The sequence below is a fragment of the Flavobacterium sp. KY-23415 genome, from assembly GCF_055384985.1.
This window is the reverse complement of record NZ_AP044001.1, coordinates 3,858,688-3,883,313: the sequence shown is the minus strand read 5'-3', so window position 1 is coordinate 3,883,313 and position 24,626 is coordinate 3,858,688. Positions and strand designations below refer to the sequence as shown.

The following is a 24,626-nucleotide window of genomic DNA, read 5'->3' as shown; positions in this document are numbered from 1 at the left end:
CATATGAAAATACAAGAATTGAAAATTGATGTTATTAAGAAGATTTTAGCGATTGATTCTGCCGAAATGATTCAAAAAATTTCAGACTATATTGAAGATACAACTGAAATTGATTATTCAAATCCACCTTTTTTTGATAATGATGCCGAAGAAACACAAAAAGGTATTGAAACTATTTTAAAAATGGTTAGTGAATTTAAATAGTATTTTATCTAGTTTTTTAAGGTACGAAATGGATGTGTTTAACAATCTGTTTTAGAAAGCTTTGCAATTTTGATGCGGAAATAATTGTAGGTTTTATTAGTTTCAAATCTAGTTTTAAACGATATGCTTTTTTAGTGTATTTCCTTTTCTGTTCTAAAATATTTGACACGAGTTCTTACAAATTGGTCAATAATTAATTTGTAAAAATCCGTGTCAAAAAAAATATATATAATTGTTTTTATTTTTCTTTGTCCAATAAATCTAAGCTATGATCTTCTATTGAGTAATAGTTTGGATTTAATCATCAACATCTTCTTCATCTTCTTCAATGGCTATCTCAAAAAAAGAGAAAGTTGTGCCACCATAATGTTTTGAAAATGAAAAATTGAGGACATGTTCCATTTTGGTGTGTTTAGAATGCTCAATGATTAACATTCCTTCTTCGTCTAATATATTATTTTGGAATACTTGAGTTACAATTTTTTCAAAGTTTTCTTGTGATAGGTCATAAGGTGGGTCTGCAAAAATAATATCGAAGGAAGTATTACATCTTTCTAAATAGGAAAAAGCATCTGATTTTATAGGTGTAATGTCCAACTCTAATTCTGCGGCTGTTTTTTTTATAAAACTAACGCAACCATAATCGGCATCTACAGCAACTACTCTTGTGTTTCCTCTTGAGCTAAATTCATAACCAATATTTCCTGTGCCTGCAAAAAGTTCCAATACGTTTAAATCGCTGAAATTGAAATGGTTATTAATGATATTGAAGAGTGCCTCTTTTGCCATATCTGTCGTTGGACGAACAGGTAATTTTTTGGGTGCTACAATGCGTCTTCCTTTATGTTTTCCTGAAATTATTCTCATGAATGAAATAATATAAAATTATGGCGTATTGCTACGCTTGTTTTTCCAAAAATGGGTGTCCATTTTTCGGTATCAAAGATACTACAATGTCTAATGAATTTGTAGGCTATTTTAAAATAGGGACTTTCTTCTTCAATGATGCCTAATAAATGTGTGGCAATGGTTTCTGGACTTAATTGTAATTGCTCATAGGTGAACAATAGATAATAAATAAAATCTTCTGGAGTTGCATATTCAAAAGAATTGAAAAGTAACAACTGTTGATTTTTTACTACTACTATTTGAAAATAATTGTTTTGAAAATGGACAAAGACTTGTTTATCATCATTACCAATGGATTCATCTAAAATTTTGGTTACTAAAACAGTGTTTACATTTTTGTAATCAAAAGTTCCAAATTGATCTAATAAAAAGTTATTAATATTAACATAGGGAACATATACATTATTCAAAGCATAATTTTCTATTTTATCATAATTGAATAGATCGGTATTAAAAACTTTGACATTATATTGAAGGTAGCTTCCTATAAATTCGGGATCAAATAAGGAATTGGGCACAAATGTGTTTAGATTATTATCGTGTAATACTACAATTTCATCATAAGTATTAGTAAGGATAGTATTGTCTAGGAATATTTTCCATAATTGTTCTTCAATCACTTTGCTTCTGCTAAAATTTGCGGTGTTGAATGCAATTATCTTTTGTGTAATTAAATCGAAAACGCAAAAAGAAAGTCCATTCAGAGAAACCTGAATGGACAACTTTTTATAATTTTTTTGTGTAATATCGTTACTCGTTACTACCATATCTTTTTGGCCAGTTTCCTGTTAAAGTTATTTCAACTAATGAACCTAATGTAATTTCTGGTCCGTTAATTTCATTAATATCTTCTACTTTGTTTTCCTGAGCTAATAATTCTTCATCTAAACCAACAAGTAATGCATTTTTGTCTATAACCGCTTGGAAAACAGGTAATTTAGTTTCGTTTCTGATAACAGAACTTGTTTTCATAACTACAGGCACTTCTACATTTTTATATTTAACTACGTTTAAAGATTTATATCTATCATTGTTTTTAAATAATGAATCTTTAACGCTAACATATCCGATAGTATCTTTAATCACTATATCTTTAAAATAACCACCTGCACCTGTTGCATCAGTTACAATGTTATAAGCTTTATTTTTTGCTACATCAATAATAGAAGTATCTCTTCTTGTTACGATTGCAAATTTTTCAGTATCAATAAAATTTACTAATTTCTCAAAAGTATCAGCATACTCACCATGAATGGTTTTGTACCCTAATTGTGCTTTTTTAAGATCTATCATTGTTTGAACAGCAGCTTTGTATCTATTGTCTTTTTCTTTTTCAAATTCAATAGGCTTCATTATTGAGCTATAAATTAAAAAAGCTATAAAAGCTGTTGCTGCCCACAAAAGTATAGAAACTACAATTCTAGCACCACTAGGCAAAAATTTATCAATAAGTTTAACTAGACCTATAGCTACAAGGCAAGTTATGATTACATAAAGGATTAATAGTAACATTTATATTAGTTTTTTAGTTAAAATGGTACGCAAATCTACAATTTTTTTTTCTACTCAAAAGAAAATCTTTAAAAAATCATCTGTATATTTGAAAAATTCTCCTAGATAATTTATAAATATAATGACTTCTGCACTGTTTTACAAAACGTTACGCAAAAATTTCCCATTTGATCCAACTCTAAAACAAGATATTTTTTTTCAAAAAATAGCCGATTTTGTCGTAAATGATAAAAAAGATGAGATTTTTATTTTGAAAGGATATGCAGGAACTGGAAAAACAACAATTATTTCTACATTAGTAAATCACCTTCAAACGGTGAACAAAAAATATGTGCTATTAGCCCCAACAGGTCGCGCTGCAAAAGTGATTAGTAATTATGCGCAAAAACCAGCTTTTACAATACATAAGCGAATTTATTTTCCTAAAAAAAGTAAATCGGGTGCTGTCTCATTCAAACTACAACCAAATAAATTTAAGAATACAATTTTTATTGTCGATGAATCTTCAATGATTTCAGATACGGCTCAGGAAACCAAACTATATGAAAACGGTTCGCTTTTAGATGATTTAATTTTTTATGTAGATGCTGGTACTAACTGCAAATTGATTTTTATTGGAGACACGGCCCAACTTCCTCCAGTAAATTTAGAGGTGAGTCCTGCTCTAGATGCCGATATGTTGTCCTTGCATTTTAATAAAGAGGTGCAACAAATTGAACTCGATGAAGTAATGCGACAAGCGGTTGAATCTGGAATTCTTTTTAATGCAACAGCGCTTCGGGAGTTATTAAAATCGTATTTCTTTGACACTTTTAAATTTCAATTGAATGCTTTTAAAGATATTGTTCGTTTGATTGATGGCTATGAAATTCAAGATGCAATTCATGATTCTTTTGAAAAAAATGGAGAAGAGGAGACTGCCTTTATTGTGCGTTCAAATAAAAGAGCTAATCAATACAACGAGCAAATTAGAACCAAAATTTTGGGTAGAGAAGGGGAACTCTCTACGGGGGATTTGCTAATGGTGGTTAAAAATAATTATTTTTGGTTAAAAGAAGAATCCGATGCGGGTTTTATTGCCAATGGTGATATTATTGAAGTGTTAAAGATTGTGAATATCCAACAATTTTATGGTTTTAAATTTGCCAATGTAATTGTTAGAATGATTGATTATCCCAACCAACCTTCTTTTGAAACCGTTTTACTTTTAGATACTTTAACGAGTGAATCTCCTTCTTTAACTTATGAGGAGTCGAACACACTATATCAAGAAGTTATGAAAGATTATGAAGAGGAAACGCAACAGTATAAAAAATTCTTAAAAGTAAAAAATAACCCTCATTTTAATGCACTGCAGGTGAAGTTTTCCTATGCCATAACGTGTCACAAATCGCAAGGTGGACAATGGAATACGGTTTTTATTGAACAGCCCTATTTACCTAATGGAATTGATCAGGACTATTTGAGGTGGTTATATACTGCAATGACTAGAGCCAAAGAAAAACTATATTTAATAGGTTTTAAAGATGACTCATTTGAAATTTAACATTCTTTTTTTAAAAATAAATGTATTTTTGACCAGTATTAAAAAAGAGATTACATGAAAATAATAGCTGTTATTCCTGCTCGATATGCTTCAACTCGATTTCCTGCCAAATTAATGCAAGATTTGGGAGGCAAAACGGTAATTTTAAGAACCTATGAGGCTGCGGTTAACACGCATTTATTTGAAGATGTTTTTGTGGTTACTGATTCTGAACTTATTTATAATGAGATAATTGCAAACAACGGTAAAGCAATTATGAGTATTAAAGAGCATGAAAGTGGAAGTGACAGAATTGCAGAAGCTGTTGAAAATTTAGCTGTGGATATTGTAATTAACGTGCAAGGGGATGAGCCTTTCATTAATACCGAACCATTGCAAAAAGTAATTGAAATTTTTAAAAACGATATAGAAAGAAAAGTAGATTTGGCTTCTTTAATGTATGAAATTAAAGAGAAAAATGAGATTGAAAATCCTAATAATGTGAAGGTAATTGTGGACCAACAAAATTTTGCGCTCTATTTTTCTCGATCTGTGATTCCTTACCCAAGAGAAGAAAATGTTGGGGTTCGTTATATGAAACATATTGGTATCTATGCTTTTAGGAAAGAAGCTTTGTTAGATTTTTATCGTTTACCTATGTTGTCATTGGAGGCTTCTGAAAAATTAGAGCAATTGCGCTATTTAGAATATGGTAAGCGAATAAAAATGGTTGAAACAACACATGCTAGTATTGGTATTGATACTCCAGAAGATTTAGAAAAAGCAAGACAAATTGTTAGTAATTAGGTTATTACAAATGTAAACCATTCAATGAAAGCGTACTTTATTTTGCAAATTAAAATGATGAATCGTCATTTATCTGAATTTGGAGTACCTCCTCTTTTGGTTTATGTTGTTGCTCCCTTTATTTTTTTTTATAGTATTAATGAGCTTTTTTTAAGGACAGATTATGCTGCTCCTTTGTTGTTTTTTTCGGGATTGAGTGTTGTTTTTAAACTAGGTGATAAAAATAAAAATGATTTTTTAAATATTACTTTCTCTAAAATTGATTATTTGAAGATTCGGAATATTGAAAACGGAATTGTTCTTTTTCCTTTTGTTTTATTTCTTATCTATAAACAACATTTCTTTTTAGCCTTATTATTATTGTTGTTCGGTTTCATTTTAGCTTTTATTAAATTCGCACCATCCTATAATGTTACAATAAAAACGCCCTTTTTTAAACATCCGTTTGAATTTTGTATAGGATTTAGAAAAACGTTTGTTGTTTTTATAGTCTCTTATTTTTTAACTTTTATGGCGATTGATGCAGAAAATTTGAATTTGGGCTACTTTTCAATTTTATTGGTACAGTTAAATTGTTTAAATTTTTATACAAAACCAGAAAATAAATTTTACGTCTGGATATATTCCTTGAATCCTACAGCATTTATAAAATATAAATTCAAAATTATTGTTTTGTATTCAACATTACTGTGTTTACCAGTAGTTGTTGGTTTGTGTCTTTTTTTTCCAAATGAGGTTTTTACAATTATTGGTATTCTTTTTTTAAGCTATTTTTTCATTCTAACAGGAATGTTGGCAAAATATGCTGCCTATCCGGAGGCAATTTCTATTAGAGAAGGAGTAGTGCTGGCTTTCTTGGTTTGGTTTCCACCTGTTTTGATTTTAATTCTACCTTATTTATATGTTCAGTCAATTAAAAAGTTAAATGAAATATTAGTATGATAGTGATTAAAAATTTAAATAAATCATTTGGGAAAAAGATAATTTTATCAAACATTAATCTTACGCTTGAAAAAGGTAAGGTTTATGGAATTGTGGGCGAAAATGGAGCAGGAAAAACTACGTTATTTAATTGTATTTCGGGATTAGAATCGTTTGAAGGTGTTATTTCTAGTGATTATGACATTTTAAAAGAAAAATTGGGCTATCTCCAAACCGATTCTTATTTTTTTTCAAAAATGACAGGAAGGGAATATTTACAATTATTATGTGTGGCTCGCAAAATACCTACAATCAATTTTGATAGTCAAAACATTTTTAACCTTCCTTTAGATGAATATGCCAGTAAATATTCTACAGGAATGAAAAAGAAATTGGCTTTAACTGGAATTTTACTTCAGAAAAATAATTTTTATATTTTAGATGAACCTTTCAATGGAGTAGATATTCAAAGTAATATTATTATAACAGAATTAATTCATCGATTAAGAGATGCAGAAAAGACTGTTCTAATTTCATCTCATATTTTTTCAACATTGAGCGATACTTGCGATGAAATTTTTGTACTAAAAGAGGGTAGCATTCAAAAAAATGTAAAAAAAGAAAATTTTAAGACTCTCGAAAAAGAAATGAAAGAGTTTACAATTCAGTCTAAACTAGATTTGTTAGATTTATAGTGTTTTATAATTATTTTGTTTTTTCTATAACAATCAATTGATTATAGTATTCCACATTAGATAATGTTTTACAATTGTAAAAATCCTTATCAAAATGGTGCATAAAATTAGTATTTCTTTCTTTTTCTGTTTCATTTTGTAACATGGTGTTGAATAACACAAAAGCATTTTTATGAAGACACTTTTTTATAGCATTTATAAAATTCGCACTAAATAAAAATGTAGGCATGTTGTCATCTTCAAAAATATCAATAATAATCAAATCATAGGTCGTCGTTGTTTCATTTATAAATGTTGCCGCATCTGCAAGATGTGTTTTATAATTAGAAACTTGATCTAAACCAAAATAGGTTGTTGCAATTTCAATAATACTTTCATCTATTTCAACACCTGTAATAGCAGCTTTGGTTTTTATTTCATTTGCTAAAGTTTTTATAACACTTCCACCAGCAACTCCCAAAACTAGAATTTGATTCATTGCTTTAATTTTTTCAAAACCTATATACAACAAGCCCTTTTTAAGAACCCTTTGCAAACTACCATAGGAATAGTTGGTGTTTTTAGAATCTAAAACAAGTTTTCCATTATTCCAGGTAACTTCTATGTTTTTACTAATCGCAGACTTTTTTTCAAAAATTGTAATTGGAAATAAATAGCTCAATATTCTTTTAATCATACAAAATGCTTTCTAATTGTAAATATAATTTTAATTTTACAGCAAATCGAATCTAATGAAACAAAAAATATATCGTTTTATATTTTGCTCAATCTTGGGTTGGGAAATAGTAGGTACTATTAATAATGATATTAAGAAATGTATTATTATTGCTGTTCCGCATACTAGTTGGTGGGATTTTTTTCTAGGTATTTTTTCTAGAGGAATTCTAAACAAAGAAATTAATTTCTTAGCAAAGAAAGAATTATTCATTTTTCCCTTCAATTTTTTCTTTAAATGGGTAGGAGGAGCACCATTAAATAGAGCTAAAAAAGAAAACAAAGTAGATGCCATTGCAAAAATTTTTGCTGAACATGATACTTTCAGATTGGCTTTAGCTCCAGAAGGAACAAGAAAAAAAGTAGAAGATTGGAAAACAGGTTTTTACTATATGGCATTAAAGGCGAATATTCCAATTATTCCAGTAGCATTTGACTATGGTAAAAAACAGGTGGTCTATAATCCTCCATTTTATCCCACAGGAGAAATAGAAAAGGATATGAAAATTTTAAAATCCTATTATAAAGGTGTAATTGGTAAAATTCCAGAAAAAAGTTTTACTCCAAAAGATTAATTATTCAGGGGTATAGTTTTTAAACGTACCATTTTTATAAAAAACGACAATTCGGTCAATTTCCGAGTTGTTTTTTTTTGGCTCAAAATTTTGCGTATTTGACTCTTGGTCGGAAAAATTTTCAAATACGCGATTTTTGGAAGGGTTGTCCATATCACTAAACAAATCATTTGTTTCATTACTTAAAAATTTCGATTCAAAATTTTCTAGAGTTGGAGTAGGAACATTTTTATTTACTTCAATTTTTTTTTCGTCTTCTTTTGGAAAATTTCCCTTACCGTTTAAAATCCAATATAAATCCACTTCCGGAAATTCTTCAACCACTTTAAGTACAAAATCGAGACTAGGTTTGTTTCTTCCTGAAAGGAGATGAGAAATGCTAGATCGTTGCACATCTATTCTGTCAGCAAAAGCAGAAGCAGATAAATTATAATAATTAAGCATTTTTTCGAGTCTTTTAATAAAATCATCAATGTTTACCATTGTAAACTAATTTAAGTTAAGTATATCAAATCACCGTGTTTACAAATGTAATTAATATGTTTCAGAATAGCAAATAATATTAAAAATAGTCACTATTAAGTTAATATTTTACATTAAATAAAGTTATTTTAACTACTGATTTACAGTGTTTTAAATATATAATTTTAGTTTTCACGTTAATATTGTAAAATAAGTCCTAAAAAGGAAGAATAGGACCTATAAACAAGTTTACAATTGTTACTAAAACAGTATTTTTACCTGTTTACAATTGTAATTAATATCTTGTTTACATTTGTAACACAATTTTACGACATGAATAATTTACAATTAGCAACAGAACACTTACAAAGCAAATTACAAGGAAGATATATTACAAATGATGATATTTTACCTATTATTAAAGACTTACCAAAGAACTTTATAGTCAAAAACATCGGAAAATCGGTATTAAATAAGGATATTTATAGTGTACAATATGGAATTGGGTCAAAAAAAGTACTCATTTGGTCTCAAATGCACGGGAACGAATCTACTACTACTAAAGGATTGTTTGATTTTTTTAATTATTTGACTACAAACACCAATTTATCTCAAGAAATATATGCTAATTATACGCTTTATTGCATTCCAATTTTAAATCCAGATGGTGCTGAGGCTTACACACGAGTAAATGCCAATGAAATTGACTTAAATAGAGATGCTTTCGAAACCACGCAACCAGAAAGTAAGCTTTTGAGAAGCATATTTGAAGCTTTCGAACCTAATTTATGCTATAATTTGCACGATCAACGCACAATTTTTGGTACAGAAGGCTATAATTTACCTGCTACAGTCTCTTTTTTAGCTCCAGCTTATAATGAGGCAAGGGAATATAACAATATTCGCTTAGAAGCGATTAAAATCATTAATAAAATGAATGAGAATTTACAAATGTTTCTACCAAATCAAGTTGGAAGGTTTGATGATTCTTTTAATGTTAATTGCATTGGTGATTATTTTACTTATAGGGGAGTACCTACAATTCTTTTTGAAGCAGGGCACTATATGAATGATTATGAGCGTGATGAAGTTAGAAAATTTATTTTTTGTGCGCTCCTAGAATCGTTTAAGCTTGGTTACGAAAACGATATAGTTGCCAATGAACTAGAACGCTATTTAAAGATTCCTCAAAATTCTAAGTGTTTTTACGATTTTCTTTATAAAAATGTGAGTTTTATTGATAATACAGAGAAAAAAACTATTAACTTTGCAGCTCAATATACTGAAGTTTTAAATCAGAATAGTATTGAGTTCGATGCTCGTATTATTCAAATAGAAGATTTAGAAAAACATAGCGGACATGTTGAATTTGATTTAAATGATATTGTTTACAATTGTAACATATCTAATTTACCTAAAGTCGGGGATAAAGCCGATTTTATTTTAGGTGAAAATGTTAAATTTAAAAATGGTAAGCAATTTTAGGTATATTTTTTCGTTGTATTAGATAATTTATTAAATACTTTTATGAGTAAGTTTCGTTTAGATGAAGTCGATCATCAAATTTTAGACATGTTGATTGACAACACAAGGGTTCCATTTACAGATATAGCAAAAAAGCTATTAATATCTGCAGGTACTGTACATGTTAGGGTAAAAAAAATGGAAGATGCAGGGATTATACAAGGTTCATCTTTAACTTTGGATTATGAAAAATTAGGATATTCCTTCATTGCGTATGTTGGAGTTTTTCTTCATAATACTTCTCAAACTAAATTTGTTTTAGAAAGAATTAATCAAATTCCTTATGTAACAGTGGCTCACATTACTACTGGGAAGTTTAATATCTTTTGTAAAATTAGAGCAAGAGATACTAAACATGCTAAAGAGGTTATTTTTATGATTGATGATATTGATGGTGTGTATAGAACTGAAACAATGATTTCTCTTGAAGAGAGTATCAATGATAAAAAACGTTTAATGCATACAATTTTTAAAGAACTTTAATAGTTACTCCCGATTTTTAATCGGGATTTTTTTTTATGATACAATTCAATCAAAATGAATTTGCACCCTTTTATGCAAATTATATAAATAAGGCAATGTTTTTTAAAGACATTGTAGCAGGTTTAAAAACACAGGAAGAAGAGATCGTTTCTTTTTTGAAAAATATTCCGTTAGAAAAACAGGATTTTAGATATGCTGAAGGAAAATGGACCATTAAAGATGTTCTATTGCATATAATTGATGTGGAACGCATTTTTTCTTATAGAGCATTGCGAATATCTAGAAATGATTTAACTCCTATACCTGGATTTGAAGAAAATGATTATGTATCCTTCGCAAATGCTAATAGTAGAAGCTTTGAAAGTTTAATAGAAGAATATATTTCGGTAAGAAAAGCAACTATTTCTTTATTTTCTAGTTTTACAGAGGAACAATATATGAGAATTGGTGTTGCTTCTAATAACGCTGTTTCTGTTAGAGCTTTGGGATATATTATTTTAGGACATGAGAAACATCATATTTTAGTGGTAGAGGAAAGGTATTTATAATAAAAAAGGGATTGACTATTGCAATCCCTTCTTTATTTAATTTAATCTTCATCATCTGCTTCGTCAGCGATTTCTAAATCACCTAAAGATTCTAATGAATCATCTACAGTATCATCTTCATCATCTTCGTCAAAGTTTTCAATTCTATCAGCAAGTTTAGTACTTACCTTTACTAGGAAAATTGTATCCTCCGTACGTACTTCAACAGCTTCAACTGTTTCATTTTTAACATTTTTAAAACGAATGATGTCAGATTCATCATATCCTTCTGGAAATTTTTCAACTAATAATGTCAAAATTTCGTTTGTTAATTTTGCGTAATCAACAATTACTCTTTTCATTTGGGTTGTTTTTAATCAGGTATTTTTATCAAATGTAATACGCTTAACGTAATTATCAAACAGTTTTTTAATTTTTTTTTCAAAAAAATTACCAACCTAAAATATAAGCAAAAATTAGGGGAACAACTATTGTTGCGTCTGACTCTACAATGAACTTAGGTGTAGTGATATCTAGCTTTCCCCAAGTAATTTTTTCATTTGGAACTGCCCCAGAATAGGAACCGTAACTTGTTGTTGAATCAGAAATTTGGCAAAAATAGCTCCAAAAAGGAATGTCGTGCATCTCCATGTCTTGATAAAGCATTGGAACAACGCAAATTGGAAAATCTCCTGCAATACCACCACCAACTTGGAAAAATCCGACACCTTTTCCAGCACAATTTTTTGGATACCAATCGGCTAACCATGTCATATATTCAATTCCACTTTTTGTTGTAGAAGCTTTAAATTCTCCTTTAATACAATAGGAAGCAAAAATATTCCCCATTGTACTATCTTCCCATCCTGGAACAACAATTGGTAAGTTTTTTTCTGCTGCAGCAACCATCCAAGAATCTTTTGGATCAATTTCATAGTATTGTTCTAAGACACCAGAATTAATCATTTGATACATAAACTCGTGTGGAAAGTATCTTTCTCCTGCTTTGTCTGCTTTGTTCCAAATATCGAATAAATGCGATTGTAAACGTCTAAATGCTTCTTCTTCAGGAATACATGTATCTGTCACTCTATTGTAGTGATTTTCTAATAAATCCCATTCTTCTTGAGGAGAAAGGTCTCTATAATTTGGTACTCTTTTATAGGAATTGTGTGCTACTAAATTCATGATATCTTCCTCTAAGTTTGCACCTGTGCAAGAAATAATATGAATTTTATCTTGACGAATCATTTCGGCTAACGACTTTCCAAGCTCTGCTGTACTCATGGCACCAGCAAGAGTAACCATCATTTTTCCATTATCTAATAAATGTTCTTCATATCCTTTTGCAGCATCAACTAATGCAGCAGCATTAAAATGTAAATAATGCTTTTCTACAAATTGACTAATTGGTCCTTTATCCATTTTTTTGATATTATTTGTTTTTATTATAACCTAAAATATTTAATACATCTTCGGCATTTTGCTGCTCAGAGAATATTTCTGTCGCTAAAATTCCGTTTTTGTCTCTGTCAATTAGAATGTGTTTTGGTTGCGGAATTAAACAGTGATGCAATCCTCCAAAGCCTCCTATTGTTTCTTGATAGGCTCCTGTATTAAAAAATCCAATATATAATGGTTTTTCTTTGTTATATTTTGGTAGATATACTGCATTCATGTGTTGTTCAGAATTATAATAGTCATCACTATCACAAGTCATTCCACCTAATAGCACACGTTCATATGTATCATTCCAACGATTCACTGCTAGCATAACAAAACGCTTATTAATTGCCCAAGTATCTGGAAGGGTTGTAATGAATGAAGAATCAATCATGTTCCAGTTTTCTCTATCATTTTGTTGTTTTTGATACAAAACTTCATATACAGCTCCTCCTGATTCACCTACTGTAAATGATCCAAATTCTGTATAGATATGTGGTACAGGAATATCAGCCTCATCACAAGCTATTTTAATTTGGTTTAGAATTTCATCAATCATGTATTGGTAATCATATTCAAAGGCTAATGAATTTTTGATTGGAAAACCTCCACCAATATTTAAACTATCTAATGTTGGACATTCTTTTTTTAATGCGATGTAAACTTTCATACATTTTAAAAGCTCGTTCCAATAATAGGCCGTATCTCTAATTCCTGTATTAATAAAGAAGTGAAGCATTTTTAATTCCACTTTTTTATTTTCTTGTATTTGTTTTCTGTAGAATGGAAGAATGTTTTTATATCCTATTCCTAAACGAGAAGTATAGAATTCGAATTTTGGTTCTTCTTCGGCAGCAATTCTAATACCAATTTTGATTTTGCTTTTAATTTGTTCTTGGAGAAGTTCTAATTCTTCATAATTATCAATGATAGGAATGGTGTTTTTATGACCGTTATTAATTAAACGTGCAATGTTTTCAATATATTGATCGCGTTTAAAACCATTACAAATTACAAAGGTGTTTTTGTTTATTTTTCCTTCTTCTATTAATTTTTCTACTATATTAATATCAAAAGCTGAAGAAGTTTCAATGTGAATGTTATTCTTTAAAGCTTCATTTAAAACGAATTCAAAATGAGAACTTTTAGTACAGTAACAGTAAAAATACTTCGCATCATAATCATGTTTTTCCATCGAATTTCTAAACCAAGTTTTTGCTCTCTTGATGTTCTTAGAAATTTTTGGTAAGTAAGTGAATTTTAATGGAGTACCATATTCTTCTACTAATTTCATTAAATCTATACCATGAAATTGTAGATTATCTTTTTGTAATGTGAATTCTTCTTGTGGAAAATAAAAAGTTTGATTGATTAAATCTGAATATTTTGTATTCATTTTGAATAATAGGTTTTAAAATTAAAAAAAAAGTAATTGTGCTGTTTTTTTAATTTTTCAAAGCCTAATATTTGCGAACACTATTAATAGTTTCTCGTTAAAAGCTTTTAAAAGTTCAAATAAATGAATAAAAAGAGTATTGTGAGAATGTTTTATACCAAAGGTTGAAGATGCCTTTTGGGTTCTTCTACTGCTTTTTTTATCCAATTGTATTGTAATTATATTGTCTCTCATTCTAATGCAAATGTAAAAATAATTTTAAGCTATTTTAAATTTACTAATTAAAATATTTTTAAGATTTATAGTCGTTGAAAGCCTTATATATCAGTTCGTTATCGGATTGTTGATTGATTTTTATGCTTCCAATGCTTCCCAATAGTGCAAATTGGATTGTTCCAAACTCATTTTTTTTATCATAAATGAGTAAATCAATACAGTTTTTAATATCAGTTTCGTCAAAATCTACCATGTCATAAATATCGCTAATGACATATTTTATTTCTTGATATTCTTCGTTGGTTAGAAATCCTTTTTCTTTTGAAATATAGCCTTCTAAAATCATTCCAATAGCTATTGCTTCTCCGTGTAGTAAGCTTGTTTTTTCAGGATTTTCAAGATAGTAACTTTCAATTGCATGCCCTAAAGTGTGTCCAAAATTCAAAGCTTTTCGAATGCCATTCTCTGTAATATCTTCCGAAACAATCTTGTTTTTTATTTCAACTGATTCATGAATTAGAATATCTAAATCGTTTGTATTTAAGCTAGTTATGTCTTTTAGTTTATTCCAGTATTTTTTGTCATAGATTAGTCCATGTTTTAACATTTCTGCAAAACCTGAACGCATTTGATTGCCTTCTAATGTTTCTAAATATTGGGTATCTATAATTACTGCCTTTGGTTCTCTAATAATACCTATTTGATTTTTTAGATTGCCTAAATCGACACCGTTTTTTCCTCCAATTGATGCATCAACCATAGAAAGAAGGGTAGTAGGAATATTAATAAAATCGATTCCTCTTTTAAAAGTGCAAGCAATGAACCCGCCCAAATCTGTAATCACACCACCACCTAAATTTAGAACAATACTTTTTCTGTCGCCACCCAATTCTGTCAATGAATGCCAAACTTGTAAGCACGTTTCAATGTTTTTATTTTCTTCACCTGCTTCTAATTCTATAATTTCTATTTCTATTTCTGTTGCAATTAAAGATAAAAATCGAGGCAAGCAATGACTTGAAGTGTTTTCATCTACAATAATAAAGATTTTAGAATAGTTTTCAGGGAGTAAAATTTCTGATAAATAGTGATAACCGTTTTCGTTAAAAAATACGTTGTAGTTGGTTGCTTGTATGGTTTGCATTGTAATTGTTTTCAATTTATTGCAAAATAAGGCATTTTTTATTTAAAATTACAAAGGTCTAAAGTATATTTGCACTACAAATTTATTAACTACAAATGGAGAAAATATTTAACAACACACAAGTTGCTTTTGCGTTAAAAAGCGATACACAATTAGAAAGGGCTTATTTTTTGTTTAAAATGATTGAAAGTCAGCCACTTGTGCGAATTGGTACAGCCGTTACAAATTTCGCTTTGAAAGCACACTTACCCGTTGAAGGTTTAATAAGAAGTACCGTTTTTGATCATTTTTGTGGAGGAGTAAGTGAAAATGATTGTTTACGTGTGGTAGATAATATGTTTACCAAAGGAGTTTCTTCTGTTTTAGATTATTCTGTTGAAGGAAAAGAAGAAGAAAGTCAGTTTGATGCAGCATTAGAAATGACTATTAAAACGATTGAATTTGCAAAGGAACGTTTAGCTATTCCTTTTGCAGTTTTTAAACCAACGGGTTTTGGTCGTTTTGCGTTGTATCAAAAAATTGGAGAAGGAAAATCCTTCACAGCAGAAGAACAATTAGAATGGGATAGAGTAGTGGCACGTTTTGATAAAGTATGTCAAATTGCTCATGATAAAGATGTAGCATTATTAATCGATGGTGAAGAAAGTTGGATGCAAGATGCTGCAGATGATTTAGTTGCCGACATGATGCGCAAATATAACAAAGAGAAAGCTATCGTTTTCAACACACTACAAATGTATCGTTGGGATAGATTAGAGTATTTAAAGAAGTTGCATGCATTGGCAAAAGCAGAAGGTTTCTATATTGGAATGAAGCTGGTTCGTGGTGCCTATATGGAAAAAGAAAATAATAGAGCAGAGGAAAAAGGTTACCCTACACCAATTTGTGCTAGCAAACAAGCTACCGATGAAAATTATGATGCTGCTGTTGTTTATATGGTTGATAATATTGAGAGAATGGCCATTTTTGCTGGAACACACAATGAAAATAGTTCGTATCGTTTGATGGAATTAATGGCGGAAAAGGGAATTGCTAAAAATGATTCTCGCATTTTCTTTGGGCAATTATTCGGAATGAGTGATAATATTAGTTATAATTTGGCTGCTGCTGGATATAACGTTGCTAAATACCTTCCTTTTGGCCCAGTTAGAGATGTAATGCCGTATTTGATTCGTAGAGCTGAAGAAAATACTTCTGTTGCCGGACAAACGAGTAGAGAGCTTGACTTAATTAAGAAAGAAAGAGCTAGAAGAAAATTATAATACCAATGAATCCCTCTAAAAAACGAGGGATTTTTTATATCTTATCTTTTTTTATATTAAGTGTTAATAGAAAACGGCTTTAACAATTTCTTTGTTTTTTTCTAAAATCCAATTTTTTAAATTTTGATTATCTTTTAGTTTGTCATCAAATTCAAAAACAAATAAGGAATAGTGTGTTTTTACTAACTTATTATCATCAAAATCGGATTCATTGTATTCAATGTAAAACAATTCATTTTTATCATAATAAAAATAAGTACTCCTCTTATTAAATGTTCCATCTTCAAAATTTATTATAGCATTATAATCAGCTCGTATGAATTTACAAGTTTTCTTATTATCATAATATTTCTTTTCATTTCTTGATAAAGATGCATATCCTAAACTATCGATAAAATAAGAATGTACTTTTATGCCTCCATAGCCATCGCCTACAATAATTTTTGTTTCTTTTATATTATTAGATGCTATTCTTTTTTCGGCTTTAATAATTCCACCAAGATCATGAATAATTAAACAACTTTCTTTTTTGCTTAAACTGTCAATTTCCGAAATTGAGTAATCTAAGTTTAATTTTTTCTGTGATGCTACATGTAGAGAAATGAGAAAAAGTATAATAGTTATTTTATTTATTGTTCTTGTTTTTCTTAGCATGTGTTTTTTTTAAAAATTCATTGTTTTTTTATATCCTATCTTTTCTGTTGTTTACATAGCCTGTTAATCCGTAGTATAAAACTACTGCTAAAATTAGTCTATAAAGCAGTGGAGCTTTATCTGGACTGCCTTCTTTTAAGAGTAAAGAAATTAGCATATTTGAAGCAACAAAGCTAATACAGATTCTAACAAAAGTTATTTTAAGATATTTCATGAGTTCATTTAAATAATTATTTTTTCGAAAGTATTTTCAAAGTCATTTTCAGTTATCAAATGATTGACTATTTTTCAATTTTTGCATACAACGCACTCGCTTTCTTTAAATCGGTTGATGGTTTAATTTTATAAAAATAATTCAGTTGCCATTTTTGTGATTTTTCTGCTTGTTTATTGTTAGTAATATCCCAATTGGGATAGACTCTAAAGGCTCTTTTTCCTTCTTTTCTATCTGTTGAAATGATTCCTTTTTCTAGGAGTATTGTTTTTGGAAAAACAAATTGCCCCATTTTATTTTCTGATTGAACAGTTATTACATAAAAATCGATTAAATCATGTTCATGTAGGGGTTCTATAGTTCCCTTATTGTTTCTTTTCCAGAATGTTACAAACTGTCCTCTTTTTGTTGGTGTTGTTTTCGCATTTCTATAAATAATATTTAAATTGTTGAGTTGGAATCTAGAGGCATCATATTCTTTACTTTCTTTCTCAGCTTCAAAATTTGTAATTTGTAGATTACATTTCGTGTAAATTTCATATTGTATTTTTTCTAGTGTGTTGTCCATTATTGCATCGCTATAAATCCTTGCCTAAGTTAGTGTGTTTTTTTTAGTACTAAAATAATTGAAAGAGTAAAAACAAATAAATTATTATTATGCAATAAAGGACACAAGGGACTATTTTTTTAGAACCTGCAATAAGACTTGTTTTTCTGCTTTTAAAATTTTAATTTCTTCTTGCAATTGCGCAATGGTTTGATCTTTTGAGTCACATTCAAGAGCAGTTGCAGTAGCGTAGGACTTGGGTAGTAATAAAGCGAGGTCTTGAAAAAAGTTGTATTGCAATGCATGGCATAAATCCAACAAAGTTTGAGTTTGTATGCTCGGACGTTTTTGCAGATAGCCAATATAAGTACTTTTTTTATTGAGTTTTCTAGCTAGTGCAGCTTTTCTAATTCTGTTTTTTAAAAAGTAAGCATTTAAAATTTTACTTATGTCTATCGTTTTTTCCATATTCTATTCGTTTTTTTGGGTAATAAATATACAATAATTGTTATTTTATACCTAAAAAGTGATATTAAATACCTAAAAAATGATATAAAATACCCAAAAAGTGATATTAAATATCTAAAAAGTGATATTAAATACCCAAAAATTAGTATTAAATACCTAAAAATTAGTATTAAATACCTAAAAATTAGTATTAAATACCTAAAAATTAGTATTAAATACCTAAAAATTAGTATTAAATACCTAAAAATTAGTATTAAATACCTAAAAATTAGTATTAAATACCTAAAAAAATGATATTAAATACCTAAAAATTAGTATTAAATATCTAAAAAGTGATATTTAATACCTAAAAAATAGAATAAACTCAAGTGATGAATGATATTATTATGTTTATTCAATTTGAATTCTCTCTTTTTGAATTAAAAAGAGGACCATTAAATGATTAATGATCCTCTTTTTAAAAATGTTATGTTTTTTTAGATTGCTAATGCTCCTGCTTCGGCAACAATGTGGTCATTTTCTACGGTACTTCCGCTAACGCCAATGGCTCCAATAATTTCACCTGCCTTATTTTTAATTGGCACTCCTCCAGGGAAAGTAATTAGACCGTTATTAGAATGTTCAATATTATATAATGCTCCACCTGGTTGAGATAATTCGCCAATTATTCCTGTGTTCATATCGAAAAAACGAGCTGTTTTTGCTTTTTTTATTGCAATATCTAAGGAGCCTAACCATGCACCGTCCATGCGTGCAAATGCAACTAAATTTGCTCCAGAATCTACTATTGCAATGTTCATTTTTGTGTTAATTTCAATAGATTTTTGCTTTGCGATTGCAATTACTTTTTCTGCTTGTTCTAAATTGATGTTCATTTTTTTGTAATTTTAATTAAGTAGCACAAATGTATTGCGATTGCTACTTTCAATCGTTACTAAAAAAGTTCATTTACTTATGAAAACAGGTCAATTTGTTGTTTTTAGAGCTTAGATTTTTGACTTAATTTCACTCGGGCTAATGCCAAACTTGTTTTTGAAGGCTATGCTAAAATTGGATAGGTTATTATAACCAAATTGTAAATAGACCTCAGTGGGTTTTATTTCTCCTTGCTCAAGTGTTGCTTTGGCTTTTTCCAGACGCTTGTTTTTTAGCCATTTGCCTGGAGACATTTTATATTCATTAACGAAATGTCGTTTAAAAGTTGACAAACTCATATTGCACAGAAAAGCTATCTCTTCTAGTTTTAAATTGGAATATACTTTGCTTTCTATGATTTTTTTAAATGTTGTAATTTCTGTACCTATTAGGGAATATAGATAGGCTTCAAAGGTGTTTCCATATTTATTGAGGAGATAGAGCATTATTTCTTCAAATTTTATAGAGAGCAGTTGTTCCAATTGTGCCATTGGAGTTTCACCAATTACGGCTAAGGAATTAATATAGGACGCAATATAGGTATCGTTTTTAATGATGAAATAGGGCGATTTGTTTTCTATTATGGGTTTGTTTTTTGCATGCTTTTCTAAAAAACGCTGGAGTATTTTTTCAGAAAAGAAAAAGAGTTTGCAATAATAGACGGCATCTGTATCTAATAATTCTGTCCAAAGCCAGTTTCCTTTTTTTAGAATTAAGGATTGTTCATTGTTTACAGCTACAGCTGTTCCTGCAAAATGAACTTGTTTTTTTCCCACTTGTAAAAAGCTAAACATGTTCATTCCTAAATTAACTTTACTCTTTACAACATCGCTAGTCATTTTAAAATCATAGACATACAAGTCGAGATTTTCTCTTCTTTCTTTAAAATAACTTTCTGGGATGTTTTCTATTGCCATTTTGAATGAACTGTTTTACTAATGAAATTAGTTTGTTTATGAGTTTCGAATATAGTTTAAAACAATATATTTTTAGCCAATTTATTTCTTTAAGGTTTTCAAGTTTTTAGACTGATGTTTGAAATCTATTAAAGTAACTGTTATTCTCTAATAAAGCTTCTTTTTTCAGAAATTTTAATTGTTTTAGTGCTATCATTACAGGTTGAGCTAATTATTTCTATAGGTTCTGCTAACCAATCTATTGTTGCAAAACAGGTTTCTGTTTTTTGTGTAATGATGGTATTCTTTATGGTGCTACTAATTGTTTGTGTAGTTTCTGCATCTTGAAATGTAGAGGCTAATGTTAGTGTATCTGTCGTTTTATTTGCTATTTCATCATATAATATTCCAAAAGTGCGCATTCCGTAATCATATTGCTCACTAACAATGAGTAGGTACTCGTTTGGTTTGATTTGTATTTTTCCAACAGTATATAATGAAGTGTTTGCTGTCCAATCGAAGGTTTTTAATGGTAAAAAATATTCTTGATAGGCTAGTGGTATTAGTTTTTCTTTTGAAAAATCTTGCGTTTGAAGGTCTTCTGGAATAGTTATTTTTAGACTGTCTTTTGAAAGTGTTGGAAAAAGGTGTAATGGAGTAGTTATCTTCTTTTTCGATTGATTATTGCAACTGATTAATAGAATTGCAAAGAGAATAGCCGCTATTTTTTTCATTTTTTATAATTGTTACCAAGGACCATTTCTTGTAATATTAACAAATGAATTTCCATCTAAACGATAGGCTCCTTTGAACCCAACAAACCATAATCGTTGTTGTTGATCTTCATAGATTTGAAATGTTCCAGGGCTAGCATTTCCGTTTTCAATAGTATATTTGGTGAGTTCTTTACCATTATAGCGATACAAATTTCGTCTGTCTGCATTGAACCAAATGTATCCTTTATTATCTTCTAGGAGACTACCAATACTACTGTCGTTATTAAAAAGATTAATGTTTACTGGAATATATTCATTACCATTATAATAGCAAAGTCCGTTGTGCTCGGTTGCAAACCAAATGTTCCCTTTTGAATCTTCTAGTATTTGATTCACAAAATCATTGCAAAGTCCATTTTTTTCAGATAATCCAGTAATTGTTGTTCCATCATAACGATAAGCTCCTCCGTTAGTACTAAACCAAATTTGTCCTTTATGATCTTCCATAATATGATGTACCATTTTATCGCTTGTTACCCCTTTAGTTGGATCTGGTTTGGCTTTAGGTAATGCTACTGCTGTGAATTTCTCACCATCAAAGGAACAAGCACCTTGAAGTGTTGCTATCCAAACGGTTCCATTCCTATCGGTTGTAATGCACCAAACATCATTGTCAATTAAACCATCATTTTCGGTATAATTAATGAAATAGGTACCATCAAATTTTGTTATGCCACCAGAATGACCAATCCATAAATTTCCACTTTTGTCTTCTGCAATAGATTTTACTGTAATTTTTTGTCCATTTAAATTTTTAATATCAAAATAGACTAATCTTTGACCATCATATCGACATAGTCCGTTTTGAGTGCCAAACCAAAAATTTTTGTTTTTATCTTGCAGCATGGTGCGCACAACACCACTTATTTGATTTCCTTCAGATTCTTTTATATGTGGATCGGTTTTAAATTCGGGTAGGTTTTCAGCAGGAATGCTAATACTATCTGCTAGTATTTTAATTTTTTCTTTGTTAGGAATCGTTTTTTCAGTAATTAGCTTTTCTTTTTTTTGTCCATTACATGAGGTAAAAACAATTAAAAAAAGTAAAAAGTGTTGTATTCCTTTACCAATTGGATTTCTTTTCTTGAAGATTTCTCTTTTCATATTGTTTGTTTGTTTGTTTGTTTGTTTTTAGCTAATATAGTTCCAAATGGTTTGTTTTTTACTAATTTCTAAAAATACTTCTCGTAATTTTTTATGCTCAGGTTTTTCCATAGGGGCATCGTCTTTTAAGAGTTTTACTGCATAATGTCTTGCTAATTGTAAAATGTCTTTATCTTTAACAATATCTGCTATTTGAAGATTTAAAACGCCACTTTGTTGTTTTCCCATAATGTCTCCTGGACCACGCAATTTTAAATCGACTTCAGATATTTCGAATCCGTCATTGGTTCGCACCATGGTTTCCATTCTAATCTTGCTATCTTCACTTAATTTAAATCCTGTCATTAATATGCAATAACTTTGCTCTGCACCACGACCTACACGTCCTCTTAATTGGTGAAGCTGAGAGAGTCCAAAGCGTTCTGCACTTTCTATAACCATTACAGAAGCATTAGGTACATTAACGCCAACTTCAATAACGGTTGTGGCTACCATTATATTGGTTTTTCCAGCTGCAAAACGTTGCATTTCGGCTTCTTTTTCAGCGGGTTTCATTTGTCCGTGCACAATAGAGATGGAATAGTCGGGTAGTGGGAAATCTCTCGAAATGCTTTCATAGCCATCCATCAAGTCTTTATAATCCATTTTTTCAGATTCTTGAATTAACGGATAAACAATGTAAACTTGTCTGCCTTTTGCAATTTCATCTTTTAAAAACTTCCAAACTTTTAAACGATTACTATCATATCTGTGAACAGTTTGGATGGGTTTTCTTCCTGCGGGTAATTCATCGATAACAGAAATATCTAAATCGCCGTATAAACTCATGGCTAATGTTCTCGGAATTGGGGTTGCTGTCATAACGAGTACATGAGGAGGAAGAGGAGCCCCACCAACCTCCCCAGAAGGGAGGCTTTCCAAGGTTGCTTCAATTTTATTTAATACAGCAGTTGCATTTTCGATTACTTCTTCATTAGTAAATCTAATTACTTTAAAACCAATTTCATTTAGGATTATTGTTCGCAATTCATCTGCTTCTTTTTGCTCATGTGTATAATGATAACCATCATCAACTTCAATAACAAGTTTTTTTTCTAGGTTAACAAAATCGACAATGAACATATCAATGATATACTGTCTTCTAAATTTATAGTTCAGTTTCTCATTTCTTAACTGTTCCCATAAAATGGATTCGGCTTGGGTATTGTTTTTTTTATTAGAATTTTTTAATTCTTTTAATAATGCATAAGTTGATGGCTGATCCGTTTTGTATTTTTGAAGCACTTTTTCTACTTCCTTCCTTTGGAAGGATTGAGGAAGGCTACCTTTCTTCCATAATTTACTACGCTGCTCTACACCAAAACGATGTTGTTCGTCTATAATTGCAAAGCCTAAATTTCTGAATTTAACCTTATCTTCTAATAAAGCATGTGTGCCAATTAGAATGTCTAATTCTCCATTTTCTAAGGCTTCATGAATTTTTCTTCTAGCTGCAGTTTTGGTTGAACCTGTGAGTAGTGCTATCTTAATATCCAGGTCTTTAGCTAATTCTGAAATGCCATTAAAATGCTGGGTTGCCAAGATTTCTGTGGGTGCCATTAAGCAACTCTGAAAGTCATTATCTTTTGCAATCAACATGCAAAGTAAAGCAACAATTGTTTTTCCAGACCCCACATCGCCTTGTAATAATCGGTTCATTTGCGCATGACTGCCTAAGTCATTTCGAATCTCTTTAATTACTCTTTTTTGAGCATTCGTTAACTCAAAAGGGAGGTGATTGTTATAGAAATTTGTGAAATTTTCTCCAATAATTTCAAAAGGATGCCCTTTAATTTTATGCTTACGAATGAGATTTTTTGTAATTAATTGTAACTGTATAAAAAATAATTCCTCAAACTTTAATCGGAATTGTGCTTTTGAAAGTAGGTCCTGATTTTTTGGGAAATGAATATTTAAAAGGGCATCTTTTTTTGAAATGAACTTTAATTCTTCTATTAAGTAGGTTGGGAGTGTTTCAGAAAACAAAGTATGCGTTTCTAAAAAAAGCTGTTGCATTAATTTGTTTATTACCCTGTTAGAAATGCCTTTGTTTGCTAATTTTTCTGTACTAGGATATACTGGTTGCATGGCAGAACGAAGACTCGCTTTGTGTTCTGCTAATAGTTCCATATCGGGATGAGCCATATTAAAAGTACTTCCAAATTGACTCACTTTTCCAAATATTACATATACTTCATTGATTTTTAATCCTTCTCTAATCCATTTATGACCTTGAAACCATACAAGTTCCATTTCTCCAGTGTCATCTATGAAAGTAGCGACTAAACGTTTGCCTCGTTTTTGTTCTACCGTTTTGATATTGATTATTTTACCAATGATTTGTACTTCAGAATTGTTGTTTTGAAGTTGATTTATTTTAAAATAACGGGTTCTATCAATATATCTGTTAGGAAATAGATTTAGCAAATCACCATATTTATGAATAGCCAATTCTTTACGTAGTAGTTCCCCACGGTTAGGGCCAACTCCTTTAAGATATTCGATAGGTGTTTCTAGTAGATTCATGTATATATTTTCAACTAAGCGAAGATACTGTTTAATTTAAAAAATTAAAAATAGTAATAAAAACCAAAACAGGTAAAACTACTCATTTTTAAGAACAATAGGTTTACTATTTTTATACTAATTGCTAGGATGCTATAAAACAAAAATGTGATTAATCTAATGGGTGTT

At 29.8% G+C, this 24,626-nt stretch carries 27 protein-coding genes and 1 pseudogene; 10 read left to right on the top strand and 18 right to left on the bottom strand.

Going from position 1 to position 24,626, the window contains the following annotated elements:
• Positions 1–3: 3 nt before the first annotated feature.
• Positions 4–204: a hypothetical protein gene (locus ACZ49Z_RS17045; RefSeq protein ID WP_462679852.1), complete on the top strand. Its 201-nt coding sequence runs from the start codon at positions 4–6 to the stop codon at positions 202–204.
• A gap of 297 nt (positions 205–501) precedes the next feature.
• On the opposite strand, the gene rsmD is transcribed toward ACZ49Z_RS17045, so the two are convergent.
• The 3 genes from rsmD to ACZ49Z_RS17030 are packed head-to-tail and all read right to left on the bottom strand — an operon-like array spanning position 502 to position 2,625.
• Entirely contained in the window at positions 502–1,071 is a 570-nt protein-coding gene (gene rsmD / locus ACZ49Z_RS17040) for a 16S rRNA (guanine(966)-N(2))-methyltransferase RsmD (protein WP_464305505.1), read from the bottom strand.
• Positions 1,068–1,880, bottom strand: a complete 813-nt coding sequence (locus ACZ49Z_RS17035; RefSeq protein WP_464305504.1) for a DUF3822 family protein — start codon at positions 1,878–1,880, stop codon at positions 1,068–1,070. Before ACZ49Z_RS17035 ends, rsmD begins: the two co-directional genes overlap by 4 nt.
• Positions 1,864–2,625 carry a hypothetical protein gene (locus tag ACZ49Z_RS17030; protein ID WP_464305503.1) on the bottom strand — a complete coding sequence of 254 codons (762 nt, stop codon included), beginning with the start codon at positions 2,623–2,625 and terminating at the stop codon, positions 1,864–1,866. Before ACZ49Z_RS17030 ends, ACZ49Z_RS17035 begins: the two co-directional genes overlap by 17 nt.
• A 121-nt stretch (positions 2,626–2,746) precedes the next feature.
• Between ACZ49Z_RS17030 and ACZ49Z_RS17025 the strand changes: the two genes are divergently transcribed.
• From ACZ49Z_RS17025 to ACZ49Z_RS17010, 4 genes are read left to right on the top strand one after another with little or no spacing between them, the layout of a single operon-like run.
• The gene (locus ACZ49Z_RS17025) at positions 2,747–4,171 is read left to right on the top strand and encodes an ATP-dependent DNA helicase (protein ID WP_464305502.1); all 1,425 of its coding nucleotides are present in this window, start codon (positions 2,747–2,749) and stop codon (positions 4,169–4,171) included.
• A 54-nt stretch (positions 4,172–4,225) separates the two neighbouring features.
• Positions 4,226–4,957 carry a 3-deoxy-manno-octulosonate cytidylyltransferase gene (gene kdsB / locus ACZ49Z_RS17020; protein WP_464305501.1) on the top strand — a complete coding sequence of 244 codons (732 nt, stop codon included), beginning with the start codon at positions 4,226–4,228 and terminating at the stop codon, positions 4,955–4,957.
• Positions 4,958–4,981: 24 nt separating this feature from the next.
• Entirely contained in the window at positions 4,982–5,899 is a 918-nt protein-coding gene (locus ACZ49Z_RS17015; RefSeq protein ID WP_464305500.1) for an ABC transporter permease, read from the top strand.
• Positions 5,896–6,573 (top strand): ABC transporter ATP-binding protein, encoded by a 678-nt coding sequence (locus tag ACZ49Z_RS17010; protein WP_464305499.1) that lies wholly within the window; start codon positions 5,896–5,898, stop codon positions 6,571–6,573. Before ACZ49Z_RS17015 ends, ACZ49Z_RS17010 begins: the two co-directional genes overlap by 4 nt.
• Before the next feature lie 10 nt (positions 6,574–6,583).
• Here ACZ49Z_RS17010 and ACZ49Z_RS17005 read toward each other — a convergent pair whose 3' ends face one another.
• Positions 6,584–7,249, bottom strand: coding sequence for a spermidine synthase (locus ACZ49Z_RS17005; RefSeq protein ID WP_464305498.1), 666 nt, complete (start codon positions 7,247–7,249; stop codon positions 6,584–6,586).
• A gap of 55 nt (positions 7,250–7,304) precedes the next feature.
• Here ACZ49Z_RS17005 and ACZ49Z_RS17000 point away from each other — a divergent pair, with 55 nt between their 5' ends.
• The gene (locus tag ACZ49Z_RS17000) at positions 7,305–7,862 is read left to right on the top strand and encodes a 1-acyl-sn-glycerol-3-phosphate acyltransferase (RefSeq protein ID WP_464305497.1); all 558 of its coding nucleotides are present in this window, start codon (positions 7,305–7,307) and stop codon (positions 7,860–7,862) included.
• Here the strand turns inward: ACZ49Z_RS17000 and ACZ49Z_RS16995 are convergent, their stop codons facing one another.
• Complete coding sequence (locus tag ACZ49Z_RS16995; protein ID WP_464305496.1) at positions 7,863–8,345, bottom strand: helix-turn-helix domain-containing protein; 483 nt, start codon at positions 8,343–8,345, stop codon at positions 7,863–7,865. It lies immediately after the preceding gene.
• Positions 8,346–8,657: 312 nt separating this feature from the next.
• On the opposite strand from ACZ49Z_RS16995, the gene ACZ49Z_RS16990 reads away from it, so the two are divergent.
• From ACZ49Z_RS16990 to ACZ49Z_RS16980, 3 genes are read left to right on the top strand one after another with little or no spacing between them, the layout of a single operon-like run.
• Complete coding sequence (locus ACZ49Z_RS16990; RefSeq protein ID WP_464305495.1) at positions 8,658–9,809, top strand: M14 family metallopeptidase; 1,152 nt, start codon at positions 8,658–8,660, stop codon at positions 9,807–9,809.
• 42 nt (positions 9,810–9,851) lie between these two features.
• Complete coding sequence (locus ACZ49Z_RS16985) at positions 9,852–10,331, top strand: Lrp/AsnC family transcriptional regulator (RefSeq protein ID WP_045967291.1); 480 nt, start codon at positions 9,852–9,854, stop codon at positions 10,329–10,331.
• A 35-nt stretch (positions 10,332–10,366) separates the two neighbouring features.
• On the top strand, positions 10,367–10,879 hold the full coding sequence (locus tag ACZ49Z_RS16980) for a DinB family protein (RefSeq protein WP_464305494.1): 513 nt from the start codon (positions 10,367–10,369) through the stop codon (positions 10,877–10,879).
• Positions 10,880–10,923: 44 nt separating this feature from the next.
• On the opposite strand, the pseudogene ACZ49Z_RS16975 reads toward ACZ49Z_RS16980, so the two are convergent.
• The 4 genes and pseudogenes from ACZ49Z_RS16975 to aroB form a co-directional block, all read right to left on the bottom strand.
• Positions 10,924–11,220 (bottom strand): annotated as a pseudogene (locus ACZ49Z_RS16975) (hypothetical protein); the annotation flags it as partial.
• Between the two features lie 88 nt (positions 11,221–11,308).
• Positions 11,309–12,283 (bottom strand): deoxyhypusine synthase family protein, encoded by a 975-nt coding sequence (locus ACZ49Z_RS16970; RefSeq protein ID WP_464305493.1) that lies wholly within the window; start codon positions 12,281–12,283, stop codon positions 11,309–11,311.
• A 10-nt stretch (positions 12,284–12,293) separates the two neighbouring features.
• Positions 12,294–13,697 carry an arginine decarboxylase gene (locus tag ACZ49Z_RS16965; RefSeq protein WP_464305492.1) on the bottom strand — a complete coding sequence of 468 codons (1,404 nt, stop codon included), beginning with the start codon at positions 13,695–13,697 and terminating at the stop codon, positions 12,294–12,296.
• A 292-nt stretch (positions 13,698–13,989) separates the two neighbouring features.
• Complete coding sequence (gene aroB / locus ACZ49Z_RS16960; protein ID WP_464308078.1) at positions 13,990–15,057, bottom strand: 3-dehydroquinate synthase; 1,068 nt, start codon at positions 15,055–15,057, stop codon at positions 13,990–13,992.
• A 95-nt stretch (positions 15,058–15,152) separates the two neighbouring features.
• Here aroB and ACZ49Z_RS16955 point away from each other — a divergent pair, with 95 nt between their 5' ends.
• Positions 15,153–16,319, top strand: coding sequence for a proline dehydrogenase family protein (locus ACZ49Z_RS16955; protein WP_464305491.1), 1,167 nt, complete (start codon positions 15,153–15,155; stop codon positions 16,317–16,319).
• A 63-nt stretch (positions 16,320–16,382) separates the two neighbouring features.
• Here the strand turns inward: ACZ49Z_RS16955 and ACZ49Z_RS16950 are convergent, their stop codons facing one another.
• From ACZ49Z_RS16950 to ACZ49Z_RS16910, 9 genes are all read right to left on the bottom strand, one after another.
• On the bottom strand, positions 16,383–16,973 hold the full coding sequence (locus ACZ49Z_RS16950; protein ID WP_464305490.1) for a hypothetical protein: 591 nt from the start codon (positions 16,971–16,973) through the stop codon (positions 16,383–16,385).
• A gap of 28 nt (positions 16,974–17,001) precedes the next feature.
• The gene (locus tag ACZ49Z_RS16945) at positions 17,002–17,187 is read right to left on the bottom strand and encodes a hypothetical protein (RefSeq protein ID WP_464305489.1); all 186 of its coding nucleotides are present in this window, start codon (positions 17,185–17,187) and stop codon (positions 17,002–17,004) included.
• A 67-nt stretch (positions 17,188–17,254) separates the two neighbouring features.
• Entirely contained in the window at positions 17,255–17,755 is a 501-nt protein-coding gene (locus ACZ49Z_RS16940; protein ID WP_464305488.1) for a MepB family protein, read from the bottom strand.
• Positions 17,756–17,866: 111 nt separating this feature from the next.
• Complete coding sequence (locus tag ACZ49Z_RS16935) at positions 17,867–18,202, bottom strand: hypothetical protein (RefSeq protein ID WP_464305487.1); 336 nt, start codon at positions 18,200–18,202, stop codon at positions 17,867–17,869.
• Between the two features lie 476 nt (positions 18,203–18,678).
• Positions 18,679–19,077, bottom strand: coding sequence for a GlcG/HbpS family heme-binding protein (locus ACZ49Z_RS16930; protein ID WP_464305486.1), 399 nt, complete (start codon positions 19,075–19,077; stop codon positions 18,679–18,681).
• Between the two features lie 111 nt (positions 19,078–19,188).
• Entirely contained in the window at positions 19,189–20,034 is an 846-nt protein-coding gene (locus ACZ49Z_RS16925; RefSeq protein WP_464305485.1) for a helix-turn-helix domain-containing protein, read from the bottom strand.
• 140 nt (positions 20,035–20,174) lie between these two features.
• Positions 20,175–20,747, bottom strand: coding sequence for a hypothetical protein (locus ACZ49Z_RS16920; protein WP_464305484.1), 573 nt, complete (start codon positions 20,745–20,747; stop codon positions 20,175–20,177).
• Between the two features lie 12 nt (positions 20,748–20,759).
• The gene (locus ACZ49Z_RS16915) at positions 20,760–21,893 is read right to left on the bottom strand and encodes a ligand-binding sensor domain-containing protein (protein WP_464305483.1); all 1,134 of its coding nucleotides are present in this window, start codon (positions 21,891–21,893) and stop codon (positions 20,760–20,762) included.
• A gap of 27 nt (positions 21,894–21,920) precedes the next feature.
• Entirely contained in the window at positions 21,921–24,458 is a 2,538-nt protein-coding gene (locus ACZ49Z_RS16910; protein ID WP_464305482.1) for a DUF559 domain-containing protein, read from the bottom strand.
• Positions 24,459–24,626: the final 168 nt, after the last annotated feature.